Raw genomic sequence first — 15,832 nt, forward strand, 5'->3', positions numbered from 1 at the left:
CCCGCGGAGCGGGTCCCCTGGCGCTGCGCGCCAGAAAGCGAACCGGGTCGCTGCGCTCCCCGGCCGCTCCCGCTCCGCGTGAGCGGATGCGGTTCGCTCCGCTCACCTCCAGGCGGCACGCGCTTCGCGCCCACCGCCAACCGCAGGGCATCCGGCCCGCGTTGCGGGCCGGGGCCGGGCTCCGCCCGGCCGGTGGCCTCCGCTGCGCTCCAGCCACCCAGCACGCTCCGCGTGCCCAGGTGTGCCACGCTCCGCGCGGCCCACCCACGGGCCTGCGGCCCGAGCTGGCAGCAGGGGAGAGGGGGGCGAGTCGGGCGGGTGAGGGATCGGGCGGGTGAGGGATCGGGCGGGTGAGGGATCGGGCGGGTGAGGGATCGGGCGGGTGAGGGATCGGGCGGGTGAGGGATCGGGCGGGTGAGGGATCGGGCGGGGGCACGGGGTCGAATTGACCAGCCGTCAGGCTGCTTCCGGAGTGCCCATAAGGCAACAGTAACAAAATTCAGCCACGTTCGAGGGACTTATCGCGTTCTAAGTGCTTCACTTTGAAGCACGAGATAGACTCTGGACTCAAGCAAGGCCACTGCTAAGGGGCCTAGATCGGTTTTCGACCACGCTCCCCCGCTACTGGCCCGAGGCTGTGACCGGGCTCCGGTGAGATTCACCGTAGCCGATCACGCGCCATCTACGTGATGGTTTCCCGTTTCCAGCCCAACCAAGAGCCCAGGAGAAGGCAGACGGATATGCCGACCACAAGCCGAACCGATCAGCGTGAGGCGGCGCAGCAGGAAGCCGTTGACGCGGTTGTACGCGCCCTCGAATTGCCTGCAAGATCGCTTGCGCCCGAGAGGGGTCTCCGGACTCAGGTGATCATGGCGACCGGGTCCGGCAAGACACGGGTCGCGGCCCGCAGTGCGGAGAAGCTCCGCACGGGCCGCGTGCTGGTGCTCGTCCCGTCGCTGGACCTGCTCACCCAGACCGAGGCCGCGTGGCGCGAGGGCGGCCGTACGGGCCCGATGATCGGGGTCTCGTCCCTGCGGGGCGAGGACGTGTCCTTCCCCAACACCACGGACGTGGAGGAACTGGTCGACTGGGTTCGGCCGTTCGACAAGGTCACCGTGTTCGCCACGTACGCCTCCCTCGGGCTCGGCACCCTGGAGCGCGCGCACCAGGCCGGCCTCCCGGGCTGGGACCTGATCGTGGTCGATGAGGCGCACCGGACCTCCGGTCGGATCGGAAAGCCGTGGGCGGTCGTCCACGACAACACCCGCATCCCGTCCCTGCGCCGCCTCTACATGACCGCCACGCCCCGCCTGTGGCAGCTGGACGAGGACGCCGAGGGCGCCCCGGGCGAGCTGGTCGCGAGCATGGAAGACGACCCCGACGGGCCCTTCGGCAGCAGGGCGTCCACCCTGACCCTCTCGGAGGCGATCGACCGGGGAATCTGCGCGCCTTACCAGGTGGTGTGCGTGGACATCACCGACACCCAGCTCCAGGCCGCGCAGCTCCTGGGCGCCGAAAGCCGCTCGGACGAGGTCCGCGGGGCCCGGCTCGCCGCGCTCCAGACCGCGCTGCTCAAAGCGTCGGCCGAGGAAGGCTTCCGGCGCACGCTCGTCTTCCACCATGTCGTGAAGGAGGCCGAGGCGTTCGCGGCCGGCCTTCCCGACATCGCCGCGCAGCTGCACGCCGCTGACCCCGAGCAGTACCCCCGCACCATCTGGGCGGACTGGCTGTGCGGCGAGCACAAGCCGAACCACCGGCGCCGGGTCCTCGGGGAGTTCGCGACCGGAATCGCCACGGACGGCACGGTCGTGGAGAAGGGCTTCCTGGGCTCGGTGAAAGTCCTCGGGGAAGGCGTCGACACCAAGAACTGCGACTCCGTCTACTGGGCCGACGTCCGCGGCTCCATGCCCGACCTCGTCCAGGCCGTCGGCCGCGCGCTGCGGATGCACCCGGGCGAGGGCAAGATCGCCTCCCTCGTGGTGCCGGTGCTGCTCGGGCCCGGCGAGACGGCGGACAACATGCTGACCTCCAGGGCGTTCGGCGGGTTGGCGAAGCTGCTGGAAGCGCTCAGGGCGCACGACGCCCGGGTGGTGGAGCAGCTCGCCGAGCAGCAGGCGCAGAGCCGTGTCAGGGGCGTTCAGAGCCGCAACGGGGGCCAGGAGAGCCGGGGCGAAGGGAACGGGTCCGGCGGCCCGTCGGCCCCGGCGCGGAAGCTGCTGAAGTTCAGCACGCCGCGCGACCCGGCGCAGCTGGCGGCGTTCATCAATCTGCGGGTTCTCAACCCGGAGCACGAGCACTGGCGGCGCGGTGTGGAGGCGGCCGTCATCTTCGCGCGCGAGCACGGCGACCTGAAGGTGCCGTTCACGTACCGCGTGCCCGAGGGTGAGGAGGCGGAAGGAGTCGGGTGGCCGGCCTCGCTCGCGAACTTCCCCCTCGGGCAGTGGATCGCGGACAACCGGCGCTTCTACGCCCGCGGTGACATGGACGAGGACCGCATCGCACAGCTGGAGACCCTGGGCATGGTCTGGAGCCACTTCGACGTCGCATGGGAGGAGGGCCTGTCCGCCGCGCGCGGGTGGGCCGAGGAAAACGGGCACCTCCTGGCCCCGCTCGACGCCACCTTCCAGGGCTACCGGGTGGGCATCTGGCTGAAGAACGCGCGGGCCGCCGCCCGCAAGTCAGCCGAGATCGAGCAGCGGCGTGCCGAGGGCCTGCCCGTGGAGTCGACGGCCGGAGCACTGTCGGACGAGCGGCGCGAGCAGCTGGAGGACATCGACCCGTCCTGGTGCCCGGCCTGGCCGGTGGAGTGGCAGCGCGCCTTCCACCTCGTCCGCCTCCACCTCGAAGAGGCCGGCCGCACACTGCCGACCGAACCCGGCAAGGTGGTCCACCAGGGCGAGGACCTCGGGCGGTGGGTGCGCTCTGTCCGGCTCGGGTGGGACAACCTGACGACCGTGCAGCAGTGGATGTGCGAGCAGGTCCTCGGGATCACACCCGCCACCGAGGACGAGAAGCCGCAGCCTCGCCGTACACAGGCCGACAAATGGGCCATGAACTACCAAGCCGCCAAACAGTTCCACGAGCGCGAGGGGCACCTCCGCGTGCCGCGCAAGCACGTCGAACGGATCGCTGTCGGCGAGGACCAGGAGCAGCGGGAACACCGGCTCGGGGCATGGATCAGCAACCAACGCACCCGGGCCGCAACCCTGACCCCCGAACGAATGGAACAGCTGTCCGCCATCGGCATGCGATGGTCCTGATGGTGGGCGTCGTCGTCACCGCGGTCTGCTCGATCAAGACCTGGACCAGTTAGCCCGCTGGTCAGGCTCTGTCGACCGGCGCGACTTTGGTGCGCCGATTCGCGCCGACTTCTCCCCACGCACCTCAACACACTGTCAGGATGTTGTTCAGGACCTAGGGTGTGTGCCGATCCAGGGGAGCGTGATGGTCGGATCCGCAGGAGTACGTCGGGCCACTCGCTGGCAGGATTCGGTGCGGCTGCTGTTGCTGATCGACGCCGCCGCAAAGCCGGCGGCCGAAGGCGAGTCGGTGCCGCCGGCGACCGTCGGGGTGGTCCACACCCAGGTGCGGCTGCAGAAGCTCGACTTCTGGGTCCGCAATCCTGACTACCTGGCCTACGAGCTGATGAACGAGTACGTGGCCGCTCCGGACGTTCCTCGGCTGCTGGAGCTTGCCGCAGAGATGCTGGAGTCGGAGGAACCGGATCTACGGCGCTTTCCGATGCTGCGTTACAAGTACGGCGCCTTCGAGGAGCTCGATGACGCTCTGGCGCCGCTGGTGGAACGGGGGCTGCTGCGCAAGACGCAAGTCCTCGGGCGTGAGCGCGTGGTGGAGCACATCTACTTCCTGCTGGAGCGGGGCCGGCAGGTGGCGCAGTCGATGGTCGCCGAGGCGCCCGCGCTGGCCTGGTACGTCGAGCGCACCCGCCTGGTCGTGGACCTGGTCGACGGGCTCGGCGGCACACAGCTAAAGGACCGGCAGTACCTGCTGCGGGACTACGCCGACACCCCCTGGGGCCAGCACATCGGCCCCATCACCGAGCAGGCCCGCGAGCGGCTGCGCGAACTTCAAGCGGCACCAGGCCCGGGAGCCACGGGCGACACTGACCAGGAGGCTTCATGACCGCGCCCGGCCCGGCCCGCTCAGACGCGAAGGACCTGACCGTCGCCCCGAGCGCCAGCGACATCCTGAAGGAGGTCGCGGAGAAGCTGGGGCCGACGCCGGTGCAGGTCGAGCGGACTCTGGCCGAGGCGAACATCACCCTGAAGAGCCCGACTGCCGCCGACCGGCGGCTGCGCATCATCCGGCTGCGCGCCAGCGGCACGAAGCACTCGGGTGACGACTTCACCGTGGAGCAGCCCTTCACTCCAGGGGTGTGGGCGATCGTCCACCCGGACAACAGCGCCGGGAAGACCAGCCTGCTGGAGTTCCTCGTCTTCCCGTTGCGTGGCGGGCCGCGCGATCTGCCGCCCGATGTCCGATCGTGGCTGCGGCATCTGAGCGTGGACATCGCTGTGGCTGGCCGGGCGATCCGCATTGTCTTGGACGTCGATAATCAGCCGCACCCCCAGTTGCGGGGCCGGATCCTCGCCGGGGAGTCCGTCGACCAGCTGCTTGCCGCAGACGACGAAGCGCTTCGTCTGCTGGCGACAGCGTCCGGCAACGAGGAGGTGAGCCGGTGTATCGGTGAGTTCTTCCTGGACGCGCTGCGTATGGAGCACACCAACCTGTGGCAGGTGACCGGCGGCGCCGACGGCGAGGGGGCCCCGCAGGTCCACGGGTGGGCGTCGTACTTCGGGGCCTGCTACCTCAATCCCGGTGGGGACGAGATCCTGCTCGGCGATGTCGCCGGTGGCCTGCCCGGGCGGCTCATGGAGCTGTTCGTCGACATCCCGTACAGCACGGCCCTCACCCAGCTGTCCGTCGCCGGGAAGCGGGAGAAGAAGACGATCACCCAGGGGCAGCGCCGGGCGGAAGGGGACGCGGAAGCCCGCCGGACCGAGCGCGAGGCGTGGCAGACCGAACTCGCCGACGTGACTAGGCAGATCGAGGCGTGGCGCCGGACGGCTGCCCAAGACATCTCCCCGCTCCTGCGGGCCGCCGACCAGGCTGCGACGGAGCTGCGCGGCGTGCGGGCGCTGTTGGAGGAGGCCGAGCAGACGCTCACGGAGGTGTCCGCCGCCCGGATGCGCGCGGAGCAGGGGCTACTGGATGCCCGGGAGACGTGGCAGGCCCGGCGAGTCCTGGGACGGCTGGACCCGGTGTGCTGTCCGCGGTGTGAGGAGCCGCTGGGCAGTGTGCGGCGCAGCGAGGAGCGCGAGCAGGCGAATTGTGCGGTGTGCACGCGGCCGCTGCCCGAGGTCGACCCGGAGACCGCTGAAGCGCTGCTGGCGGAGCTGGAGCAGACCCTGGAGCGAGCCCAGGATGCCGAGAGGGAGGCAACCGACCGGCGGCTGAGGGCGGTGGAGGTGGTGCAGAGTGCTCTGGCCGACCATCGCGAGGCGGCGGCCGGCCTGGAGCAGGGACTTGCCACCTCGCAGGCCCACGACCGGCTGCGTGACCTGGAGATCCGGGCGGCCGAACTCCGCGGACGGCTCGAGGCGACCGGATCGACGCCTCCGGCTCCGCCGGTCCCGGTGTCCGCCCAGGTCCTGGCCGCCACCGAGGAAGCTGTCCGCGCGGCCGTCGACGCTGCGGCGAAGCAGCTGTTCCCGGCGATGAACGAAGCGATCGTCGAGCTCGCCACACGGTTCGGCGTGCAGAACCTCGACAGCGTCAAACTCGACCGCGCCGGCAAGGTCAACGCCGTCAAGGCTGGGGTGAAGACCACGTTCAAGAGGCTCAGCCGTGGCGACCGGCTCCGCATGCGGATCGCGACCGTCATCGCGCTGCTGCGTGTGAGTGCTGACCGTGGCGTGGCCACGCACCCCGGCCTCCTTCTGATCGACTCGGTAGCCGCCGAAGAGGTCACCGAGGTGCCAGCCCGCACCCTGATCGCCGAGCTGCAGGCCATCGCCGCAGAACTTCCCGAGCTGCAGGTCGTTCTCACCACGGCGCAGCCCGAGCTCGTCGACGCCCTGCCGAAGGACCACCTCATCACCAGCGACGGTGAACACCTGTTCTAAGCTGCTCGTTCGCGAACCGGCCAGCGACAAGGAGAGGACTGTGGCCCCAAGCGTGGACCAGATGCTCCAGGCCTGGGCCAGCAATGCGACCGACGACGAGCTGGACGCCGGGCCTTCGATCGCGGACCTCGGCGGTGCCGAGGCGGTGATCGCGGAGGCCGACCAGCTCGCTGCCGGTCCACTCCTGCCCTATCTGCTCACGGCACTCGGCCGCGACCTCGACGCCGTGGACGGTGACCAGGCCCGGCGGTTGCTTGACGCCGCGGCCCAGGGGCTGCGGAACCCCCAGGCCGCCTGGGTCCTGGCCGACGCGATCGACGTGGTTTGCGCCCATCCGGCGCTTGCCACCCGCCTCGGCACACGCACCGTCCGGGATCTTGCCGCACACGTGGAGGCCGCGCTCGCCGGCGACGCCGATGCCGCTCTCGCCCAGCCAGCCGTCGCCGGACTGCTGCGCCTGGCCGTCGCGCAGACGGCCACCCCGCACCGCCTCATGGCGTTGCTCGCCGAGATCACTGGGGACGAGCCGTCCGAGGCCCTGGAGCGCCTGCCGATCCTGGTCGGCGTCGCCCACGACCACTTCGGCGACGACGCCCTGCTCGATGTCCTGAGCGCACTGGAGAACCAGACCGATCTCCCTGCGGGCACCCGGGCCGACGCCACCTTCGAACTGGCCGTCGCGGACATGCGCAGCGCGCTGGAGGCATCCGACCGCTCGGCCGTCGAAGACCATCTGCGCCGGGCTCTGATGCGGTTCAAGGACCTGGACCGCACCCACGAGGCCCGACTCGACGCCCGCGCCCACGCCGCCGCCGTCGATGCGGTCCTCGCCTTCGGTGAACTCGACCAGCAGCCCGCGACAGCCGCACCCGCCGAGCAGCGCCTGGCCCAGGCCGCCGCCCAACTGGATGCCACGACCACTCTGCTGACCGAGTGGACCCGCGGTATGCACCGGCTGGACTGGCTCAGCGCCCGCGGACTTGCGCAGAGCGCCTGGTCCCGGCTCGTCACCTCGCTCCAGACCGCCCGCACCCACCTGGACCAACCCAGCTGGTACGACCCGGCCGGCACCCTCGGCGACCTGCTGGACGTCTACGTCGCCAGCCGCAGCATCCACACCACCCGGGCCGACCGATCCGGCGGCCTGACGGCACTGGTGAGCCCACCGGTGGAGGCCGCGTTCGTACACAGCGACGGACTGCTGCACCACCTCGAACAGGCCCTCACCACCGACCCGCAGTTCACCGGCTCCCCCGACGCACGGGCGCTGTACGAGGTCGTCCAGGCCCAGCGGCGGGCAGCGCCGGCGACCGGGCAGGTGATGCCGGGAAAAGCCCTGGAGGGCCGCCCCACGCTCGCCGGGCTCTTCCAAGCTGACGCCCCGGGACTGCGTGACGACCTCGACCCGCAGCTCCTGGATCAGATCGAGCAGCTCTTGCAGCAGCAGTCCAAGGGCTACACCCCCACCGGCAACGCCCGCTTCGACGCCCACCTGGAATCCCTGCTCGAGGAGCTGGCCACCAGCCCCGCCTGGACGCAGCGCGACAGCTCCTACTTCACCACCCTGCTGGAGCAGTTCCTGCGGTTCCTCTACGACCGCTTCGACGCCCAGGCCGACTACTACGGCGCCCGCACCGCCTACCTCGGCCCCTGCCCCGACAAGAAGCCCGACGGCAGTTCCGACCACTGGGACGAGAAGCACGTCCAGGACGACCTCCACCAGCACCTCGCCGGCACACTCACCCCCGGCACCGTGCAGCGCGAACTCATCGACATCGCCAGCGGACGCACCGACGTCACCTACACCCCCGAACCCGGCAGCCGCTTCGTCGCCGAGGTCAAACGCCGCGACACCAGATGGACCCGCGAACGCATCGAGAAGAGCTACCTCGCACAGGCCGCCAACTACACCGCCACCGGCCCTCCCTTCGGCCTGCTCCTGGTCGGGGACGACAGCGGCCACACCAGCGGCTACCGGAGCATCGAGGACAGCGTCTGGATCATCCACCACGCGCGCAGCGCCACCGAGGTACCCCGGCTCATCGTGGTCGGCATCCTGCCGATCGGGCGCCCGACCCCGTCCGCACTACGTATGCCCCGCGTCACCACCTGACCCTTCCTCGGGCCGGTCACCCTGTTGACGCCTCGAACGGCCGGGACCGGGTCAGGTCTAGGCGGGTCGAAGGCGTGGAGGACAGTGGCGATGATGGCGTGCACGGCGCTCCAGTCGCCTTCGGGGTCCTTCCCGGGAGGACCGGCCAGCGCGATGCCGCACTTCCGCTCGAACCTGTCCTGCATGGCCTTCTTGTCCTTCGAGGTGAACCCTCCGGCGCCGGCGGCGTTGGCGGCAGTGGCACCAGCTGGCCGTCGGAGCCGGTAAGGACGTCTCGGCCCAGGTAGAGCTCGAGCGTCCTGGCTTCCGCCAGAGCGGGCGTCGGCAGAGCCCAGGGTCCCCTTTGCGCTTGCCCACCCCCCTGTGCTGGCGGCTTGCCCTGCTCAGCCGCGCAGGCGGGAGAACCAGCCGGTGGTCCTCTGCTTGGGCACGGCCTGGTCCTGCTCCCGGTCCTGCTCCTCCTGCCGGTGACTCACACCCCAGGCCCGGTCCAAGTCGGCCTCGAACCGCTGGTCACAGTTCCCGCACAGAGACGAACGCTTCGCTGGGGAATGGTTCCAGCCGACGCGGGCGGTCGCCTTCCATCGTTCGTCGGTGAACGCGGCACCGCACTCGGTGCAGACGGGGCGCTGGGGGGCGGGCCAGAAGTCGTCCGCCCCGGCCTCACCGCGTTCCGGCTCCTGGCGCTCCTGGGTGTCGGCCGCTGGGCTGACGGCGGCGCTGGCCTTCTGCTTGCAGCTGTCGCACAGGTTCGGGTGGGAGTCCTTCGTGGCTCCCCAGTCCTTCGGCTGTACCGCCTGCCAGCGGGCGTCGGTGAACTTCGCTCCGCAGCCAGTGCAGACGGGACGGCGGGCCTCGCGCTCGGCGGCCTTCTTCGCGTCGTGTTCCTGCGCTGCGCGCCGTACCTGTGCCTGGTACGCCGCCGCGCGGGCCTTGGCCTCCTCTTGCTCACAGGCGTCGGCCGCCTCGCGGCGCGGGTTGCCGATCGCCTCCAGGAGCGGCTGCGGGTGGTCGCGGCCGAAGCGGACGAACACCGGCCCGGCCGGACCGTGCTGGCGCAGCTGGTTCAGGCCGGTCGCGATGATCGGGATCTTCCGGTCGTAGAGATAGTGGCCGCCGGGCAGCCGCTCCCCCTGCCACAGGTGACGGGTCAGCTCTTGCAGGCGCGGCACGGTGCGGTTGGGGTTGCGCTCGCCGATGCGGTTGAACACCAGCAGCACGGGCGGATGCGGCGTATCGCCGTACCGGCCCTCGGGGACCGTCCAGCGCGTACGCCACATCGGGCGCTCACGGCCGTCGGTGTCCTTCACCTTCCGCTTGAAGAACCGGGCGTACTTCTCCAGCTTGTCGGCGAGCTCCTCCGCGGTCTCGTGGCAGTTGTCGACCTCGATGAACAGCAGCGGCACCCCGTCCTGCGGGGCGGTCAGCACGAGGTCGGCAGCGGTGCGCACGCCACTGCCCACGACACCCGCAAGACGCTGGACTTCTCCCTGACCTGGTTCGAGCCCCGCCAGCGGGGCCTGATTCCCTGGGGCGCCGACGACAGGGCGGTCGACGCCCGCGCGGTGGCCGCAGAAGGAACCGATCCCGCGGCCCGAGAACTGGCCGAGTACGCTCAGGCTGCGGACCGGCTGCGGACCGAACGGGCCAACCGGATCGAGGTCGGGGGCACCGTATACCAGATCTGCCGCGCCCGCCGACTGCTGCGATGGGGCCCAGACGGGCCAGAAGGCCCACGCCCGTCCGACACCAACAGCCACCCACCCGCGCCGCTTCACCCTCACCTCGATGAAGACGGCAACGTTCACTACGACCACGAGAGTGACGAAGCCTGACAGCTGCTGGGCGGAGGCCACCGTGCCCTGGGCGATGGCCGAACCGTGACACGCGGTTGGAGGAAGTGGCCGAAGGCCGTGGCTTCGCGTTTTCCGAGGGACTCGAAGCCGACCGAAGGGTGACGCAGCGGCGGACACAGGGTGCTCCTTGCTCACGGCCTTTCGATGAAAGGCAGCCCGACGGCCGCCAATTTCGTCTGCAGGTTGATGTCTGTGGTGGCCACGTAGACGGCGGAGCCGGGATGCCGGGACTGGAGCAGCAGGGCGGAGGCCACGAAGCGGTCGTCAGGCACGTCCAGGTCGAGCCAGTTCGGCAGCCCGTCGCCCTTGGGTTCGATGTGCTCGAAGATGGCGTGCACATCGCCGGCCACCCGTACACCGCGCAGGACGTCGCCGTTGGTTCGCAGCCCTTTCAAGCGGCGGTCGGCCTTCTTCGCCGCATCGCGGATGTCGGGGTTGCGGCCGGCGAGCTTGTGGTCATCCAGCTCCCGCAGGACAACGGGCAGCAGGTGGACCATGTACCGCTTGCCGAGCAACGGCGTGTAGATCGCTACGTCCGGGTCATCGATCAGCATGGTCGTGTCGACCGCGACACGGACCGCCCAGGTGTCGTCCGGCAGGAGCTCGCCCAGTTTCCGAAGCGTGGCCCCGGCTGCCCTGATCTTGTCGAGGGCCTTGTCGATGCTGGCCGGCACGGTCGTGTCCCGGGGACGCTCAAGCCAGCGCCGCAGCAGCGCGAGGCTCCCGTCGAGGCGTTTGACGACCTCGGGCGTCGGGTGTGGGAACAGCAGCCGGAACAACGGTTCCCATTCCCGTACACGCCCCAGAAGTTCCATCCTTCGCGCCTCGAGTTCGGGGCTGCTGGGCACCCAGCCCCACTTGGCGGCGCCAAAGTGCACGATGCCGCTGGACCGGCGATTCGGATCAACGTTCCGAATCTGTGAGTCCGCGAGGATCGCCAGGAAGTCAGCTTCGATCAGGTCCAGGTCCGCCAGGAGGCGGTCCAGATACGTCGGCGGGGCTTGCGTCGATGCCATCCGCCGATGATGCCGCACGCCACTGACAGCCGTCTCCGTCCACGGCATTCCCGTCCACAACCGCCCGCCCAGGTCGTCGGGGAAAGCCGGTCACGTCCCCACCGGCATTGGGTCGCTTGCTCGAATCACTCGAATCATGTGACGCCTCGCCCTGGCGCCGCCGTCAGGATCGAGTCCTCCGTGGTCGAGCCGACTCCCCACTCGCCGCGCGTGCCCGGAGCTGCACGCGATCCCGGCGTGAGGGCCGTCGGTCGGGGGCGGGCAAACAGATCATCAAGCTGTCCATGATCTGGGCCAAGAACCACCCGGCCGATCCCCGCAGCGACGCCCTGGCCGACGAAGCCGCCGCCGGGACCAAGACCGCCGTGCTGCACTTCGCCCATGCCGCCCAGGCCCCGGCATAGCGGTAGAGCTACGTCCCGCCCGCCGCGCCCCAGCCGCTCAGGGAGTCGGCCAGGGCCTGCGCCAGCCAGCGTCGGCCACTAGGTGGTGGACGCCTTGGTGGACCAGGAGGTCACGGGCGGCTTCGTTTCCCAGCCCGCCTTCCACCGTCCGGTCAAGTCGGCCGTTCCCGGCGAGCGCGGCGAGTTCGTCGGCGCGAGCGGCGAGCTGCTGCTGTTCCTGGAGGCGCTGCAGCTCGGCTTCCGCAGCTCGCCTGTCGACGGTGAGTTCGTCCTGGACGACGGCGCCGGCCCCCGGGCCGTATGCCGCGCCGGTGGTGGCGAGCAGCAGCGCAATGTGTTCCCACTCCGCGACTTCGGCGGGGCCGCGGTGGTCGTCGGCCGGGTCCTCGGGGTCGCGGTCGAGGTGCTGCGTCCGTGAAATTGGACTCGGTGATCGTCTCAGCGACGATCGGATGCAGGTCCTAGTGTGTCGCACCGGCCGCCTTGAGTTCGAGGCTCTGCTTCGCGTGCCTGCGCTCTGACCTGCGGTTGCGACTAGGATTCGGTCCCCTCCACCAGGACGGCCTGGGATCGCTTCTGGGGTGTCGTCAGGTCCCGGCGCGGAAGCGCTCGACCGTCCGTGTCTAGACCCCTAGGCGCTCCGCCAGTGCCGTGCGGAGTCCTTCGTCCGCGTGAGAAGGGATTTCACCATGCTGCAGGCCGCGAGGAACACGGCGCGGCAAAACGGCGGCCGCAAGGCGCAGCTGGCGCTGAGGCCGACCGTGTGGTGTGGCGAGCCGGGCGCGAGCCGGTAGGCCTCGGTGCCGGGCTCGACGCGCCGGTCACCGAGTAGATGTGAGTCTGCCGGGGCGGTGCCACGTTGCCCTAGCGCTGGGCCCCCGGACCTTGCCGGGCACGTTGCACTCGTCGGGTACGACGCGGCCTCCGGCCAGCTCACCGTGTGCCCAGAGACAACAGCCTAGGCGACGAAAGGCCGCCTGGAACAGGCCGCATCATCCCAGCCGCCAACGCCCCCGTCGGCCGCACGGTCGTGCACACCGTACGGGCCCTGCCTTCATGGCGAAGCTGGCAGGTGACGGTCCGGCACCCGCTGCCGCGCGCAAGCCGATGAACAACAAGGAGAGCGCCTGCGACGGCTCCTGAGAAGGCGAGGGAGATGGGCGTTGTCATCGTCTCTCAGCGACCGATGGACGCGACCCTTGTCTCATCTATCCGCTCCACTGCGGCTGCTGCATCACAGGATCCACAGCTGTGCCTCACAAACTCTTTACAAGTAACCGGTCACATACATAGTGTCGTCTTGCTGTGCGGGCCTGTATGCCGCACGCCTGGGGGGGCGATCGGCAACTGCCGTAGTGCTGCCTTCGCGCGCCCTCAAACAAGACCCAACTTGCATTCAGACAAACGAGTTTGCCGTCGGGCGCTGTGCACGAGGCGAGCTCGGAGGGGGCCATGCATGAACGCATCACGAACCCGCAGGACTCATTTACGCGAGGCCATCAGACGCGGCCTGGTGACCGCCACAGCCCTCACTGCCGTCGTCGGCGTCTACACACCGGGTACTGCGGTCGCCCACGTAGTCAAGGAATCGATAGCGGCAGACAGCATCGGAACCACGGAGACGCAGCGCGTGGCTGCTGCGTCCGTCGTTCGTCTTGAACCGACACCCGACGTCCTGCTTCTCAGCGATTACGACTTCATCCACGCACTGTGGCAGAAGGCACGAGATGGAGGCGAAAAGCTGGATTCCGTGCGTACGGCTGCCGAGGCGGCGATGGCCAGTTCGTCACCTGAGGAAAAGGTGCTGTTCATCACCACGGGCATCCACCAGGCGTATGAGCTCGACAAGCAACGAGAGAAGGACCGCGCCGACGCGGACCGAGCGGCCAGGCAAGCACGGGTGCAGGCCCTGCTCGCCGTGGGCATCCCGAGCACACCTGAGCTGTTGGCCTTGAGCGATGAGAACTTCATCCTCACCTTTGCCGAACACGCCAATTCCGGCCCTGAGGTACGGGCTGCAGCTCGACGCGCCCTTGCCAGCGACCAGACGGGGCGTCGAGAGTTCATCGTCAATGGCGCCCGCGAAGCACACCAGCGCGACGTAGCCAACAAGCTTAAGGAACTTGAGGAGAAGGACCGGGCCGAGGCGGAACGCCGTAAGGAGTTGGTCACACGAAAAAACGTCGCAGCCTTGTTCGGAATTACTGCAAGCGAGGCGATGCTGGATCTCAGCGATGACAATTTCATCCGCGAGCTACTACGAAAGGCGCCACCGGAACTCAAGAACTCCGAATTGTATATGGCGGGACAGCGAGCAGTTCTTAGCCCCACAGCTAAGGACTGGAAAGAATTCCTTCACACCGGCGCCGAAGAAGCATACAAGCGTGACGATTCGGCACGCCGCAAGAAGCTCGCAGAGGACAACCGCAGGATGGCTCTGCAGATCCAAGCCACGGCGGGACAATCGCTGACGAATCCCGGTTTGGCGGCCGCCGCTAAAAGGGCTTTGGCTGGAAGCGATGAGGACGTCGCCGAGTTCCTCAAGCCGGAAAATCAGTACCGCGCAAGGCGTCAATCAATTCTTATAAACGTAGACAATGAACATTATCTAAGAGAGTCGCGACCAGACGGTCGGCTCGCTTACGTTGGGCCAGTCTACAAGGACAGCGGGAAAAGTCTAAGAGAGGATGCCACATGGGTCGTCACCCCCGCCCTGGCCAATGAGGCCGGATGTATCTCTTTTGAGTCTCCACGCACTCCTGGGTACTACCTCACTATGCAGCAGAATCACCGTGTAAGTGTGCTGCCGAATGACGGAAGTGACGATTTCAGGAAGCGGTCCACCTGGTGTGCCGAGAAAATCCTTTTCGAAAGCGGGAATTCAGGGCTCAGATTCAACTCGGCCACTCAGCGAGACCTCACGCTTTCTCGGGATCAACAGAAGGTCACGGTGTACAAGGATCGGCCGGATATGGCCCTTTGGTCGATCGTTCCTCCGCTTGTCCCATAACCTGTCGCGGCCGGCTGCTAAATGAAGGAAATTGCTCAAATGCCTCGGATTGTGCCCGTTTTGACTATCGCTCTTAGCTTGGTGGCGCTGGCAAGCGGAGGTGCTTCCGCAAAAGCCAGTGACGATCCCCCGGAGCATCACTGGATATCTCTGCGGGCTGAACACAGCGGAAAATGTCTAACAATCAGCAAAGATACTATGGAAAACGGACCGTTCGCGACACAATCCACCTGCATTCCGGGGGCGGATAATCAAAGGTTTGAATTCTACAACGCCAACAGGACCCCCGACCAAATGATTCAGATACAGCGCAGTGGTCTATGCCTGAGTAGCGGTCCAGATTTCTCATGGAAAGTGGGCCAACGTTGGTGCTGGGATCAAGAAGTAGAGAATCGCGTCCTCTGGCGACTGAATAGAGTTTCCATGGCGAAGCCAATTTATGAGCTGCGCCCAAAAGGTGAGTTGGAATACTGCATGTCGGTTAACGGGGCCTCCCAAGAAGATGGCGCTTACGTTCACGTGGGGCGCTGCGTCGGGGCGGCCAGTCAGCGATGGCTGATCAAGGACGAAACGTGATCAGCCGACGTGATCGTCCAGGAGCCTGGGCGACTCTGAATCATACGCACTGAAAGGATTCCGCATGCTGTTGTCAGCAGTACGGGTTACGCTGACCTTCGCTCTTACCATCTCCGCCCTCGCTGGAGCCTCAAACTACGCGTTCGCCGACACGGGTAGCCCATTTCTGATTTCCGGTGACGGCGAAGAGGTCGTGAACATTGTTGGCGTAAACGAGATGTGCCTGGATCTAGATCACGGCGATAAAAAAAATGGCGCGAGAATCCAGCAGTGGAAATGCAATGGAAGTGATGCACAGAAGTGGCGTGTGCTACCAGCCAGAGATTCCTCTTTCGAGATACGATCCGCAGTGAGCGGGAAATGTATTGAGGTGGAGAATAGCAGCCCTCAGGCCGGTGCCGCCGTGCAGCAATGGGAGTGCAATAGCGGAAAGCAGATGCAGTGGCAGTTTATTGCCGTAGACGGCTATTCGGAACTCCAGTTGCGCCCCATGCACAAGGAAGATCGTTGCCTGGATATCAATAAGGCGAGTTCGGGTAACGGGGCTAAGGCGCAGCAGTGGTATTGCAACCAGACCGATGCCCAGAGATGGCATGTCGTCCTGCCAACCGAAGGATGAACTCGCAGTATTTGATCCGGCCTTTCAGTGGGGCTCCGGGACGAGTTTTAATCAGGGGGTGTCGCATGGTTAGGGTGCCGATAAAACGATCT

At 67.6% G+C, this 15,832-nt stretch carries 11 protein-coding genes; 9 read left to right on the plus strand and 2 right to left on the minus strand.

The window, feature by feature from the left end:
* Positions 1-740: 740 nt before the first annotated feature.
* From FHS38_RS31790 to FHS38_RS31805, 4 genes are all read left to right on the plus strand, one after another.
* Positions 741-3,260 carry a DEAD/DEAH box helicase gene (locus FHS38_RS31790; protein WP_184739529.1) on the plus strand — a complete coding sequence of 840 codons (2,520 nt, stop codon included), beginning with the start codon at positions 741-743 and terminating at the stop codon, positions 3,258-3,260.
* 184 nt (positions 3,261-3,444) lie between these two features.
* Positions 3,445-4,143 (plus strand): hypothetical protein, encoded by a 699-nt coding sequence (locus tag FHS38_RS31795; RefSeq protein ID WP_221495610.1) that lies wholly within the window; start codon positions 3,445-3,447, stop codon positions 4,141-4,143.
* A complete protein-coding gene (locus FHS38_RS31800; protein ID WP_184739531.1) occupies positions 4,140-6,146 on the plus strand; it encodes a coiled-coil domain-containing protein in 2,007 nt (668 codons plus the stop codon). Before FHS38_RS31795 ends, FHS38_RS31800 begins: the two co-directional genes overlap by 4 nt.
* Positions 6,147-6,186: 40 nt before the next feature.
* Entirely contained in the window at positions 6,187-8,259 is a 2,073-nt protein-coding gene (locus FHS38_RS31805; protein WP_184739533.1) for a hypothetical protein, read from the plus strand.
* 383 nt (positions 8,260-8,642) lie between these two features.
* Here the strand turns inward: FHS38_RS31805 and FHS38_RS31810 are convergent, their stop codons facing one another.
* Complete coding sequence (locus tag FHS38_RS31810; protein ID WP_184739750.1) at positions 8,643-9,710, minus strand: hypothetical protein; 1,068 nt, start codon at positions 9,708-9,710, stop codon at positions 8,643-8,645.
* Between FHS38_RS31810 and FHS38_RS34930 the strand changes: the two genes are divergently transcribed.
* Positions 9,630-10,094 carry a DUF5954 family protein gene (locus tag FHS38_RS34930; RefSeq protein WP_229822853.1) on the plus strand — a complete coding sequence of 155 codons (465 nt, stop codon included), beginning with the start codon at positions 9,630-9,632 and terminating at the stop codon, positions 10,092-10,094. The two genes, FHS38_RS31810 and FHS38_RS34930, sit on opposite strands and share 81 nt — an antisense overlap.
* Positions 10,095-10,246: 152 nt before the next feature.
* Here the strand turns inward: FHS38_RS34930 and FHS38_RS31815 are convergent, their stop codons facing one another.
* Positions 10,247-11,131: a PIN domain-containing protein gene (locus tag FHS38_RS31815; RefSeq protein WP_184739535.1), complete on the minus strand. Its 885-nt coding sequence runs from the start codon at positions 11,129-11,131 to the stop codon at positions 10,247-10,249.
* A 486-nt stretch (positions 11,132-11,617) separates the two neighbouring features.
* Here FHS38_RS31815 and FHS38_RS31820 point away from each other — a divergent pair, with 486 nt between their 5' ends.
* From FHS38_RS31820 to FHS38_RS31835, 4 genes are all read left to right on the plus strand, one after another.
* Positions 11,618-11,953 carry a hypothetical protein gene (locus FHS38_RS31820; protein ID WP_184739537.1) on the plus strand — a complete coding sequence of 112 codons (336 nt, stop codon included), beginning with the start codon at positions 11,618-11,620 and terminating at the stop codon, positions 11,951-11,953.
* 1,038 nt (positions 11,954-12,991) lie between these two features.
* A complete protein-coding gene (locus FHS38_RS31825; RefSeq protein ID WP_184739540.1) occupies positions 12,992-14,545 on the plus strand; it encodes an AbfB domain-containing protein in 1,554 nt (517 codons plus the stop codon).
* Positions 14,546-14,584: 39 nt separating this feature from the next.
* Complete coding sequence (locus FHS38_RS31830) at positions 14,585-15,121, plus strand: RICIN domain-containing protein (protein ID WP_184739542.1); 537 nt, start codon at positions 14,585-14,587, stop codon at positions 15,119-15,121.
* Positions 15,122-15,185: 64 nt separating this feature from the next.
* Positions 15,186-15,740 carry an RICIN domain-containing protein gene (locus FHS38_RS31835; RefSeq protein ID WP_184739544.1) on the plus strand — a complete coding sequence of 185 codons (555 nt, stop codon included), beginning with the start codon at positions 15,186-15,188 and terminating at the stop codon, positions 15,738-15,740.
* Positions 15,741-15,832: the final 92 nt, after the last annotated feature.

Source organism: Streptomyces netropsis (assembly GCF_014203545.1).
GTDB classification, from domain to species: domain Bacteria; phylum Actinomycetota; class Actinomycetes; order Streptomycetales; family Streptomycetaceae; genus Streptomyces; species Streptomyces netropsis.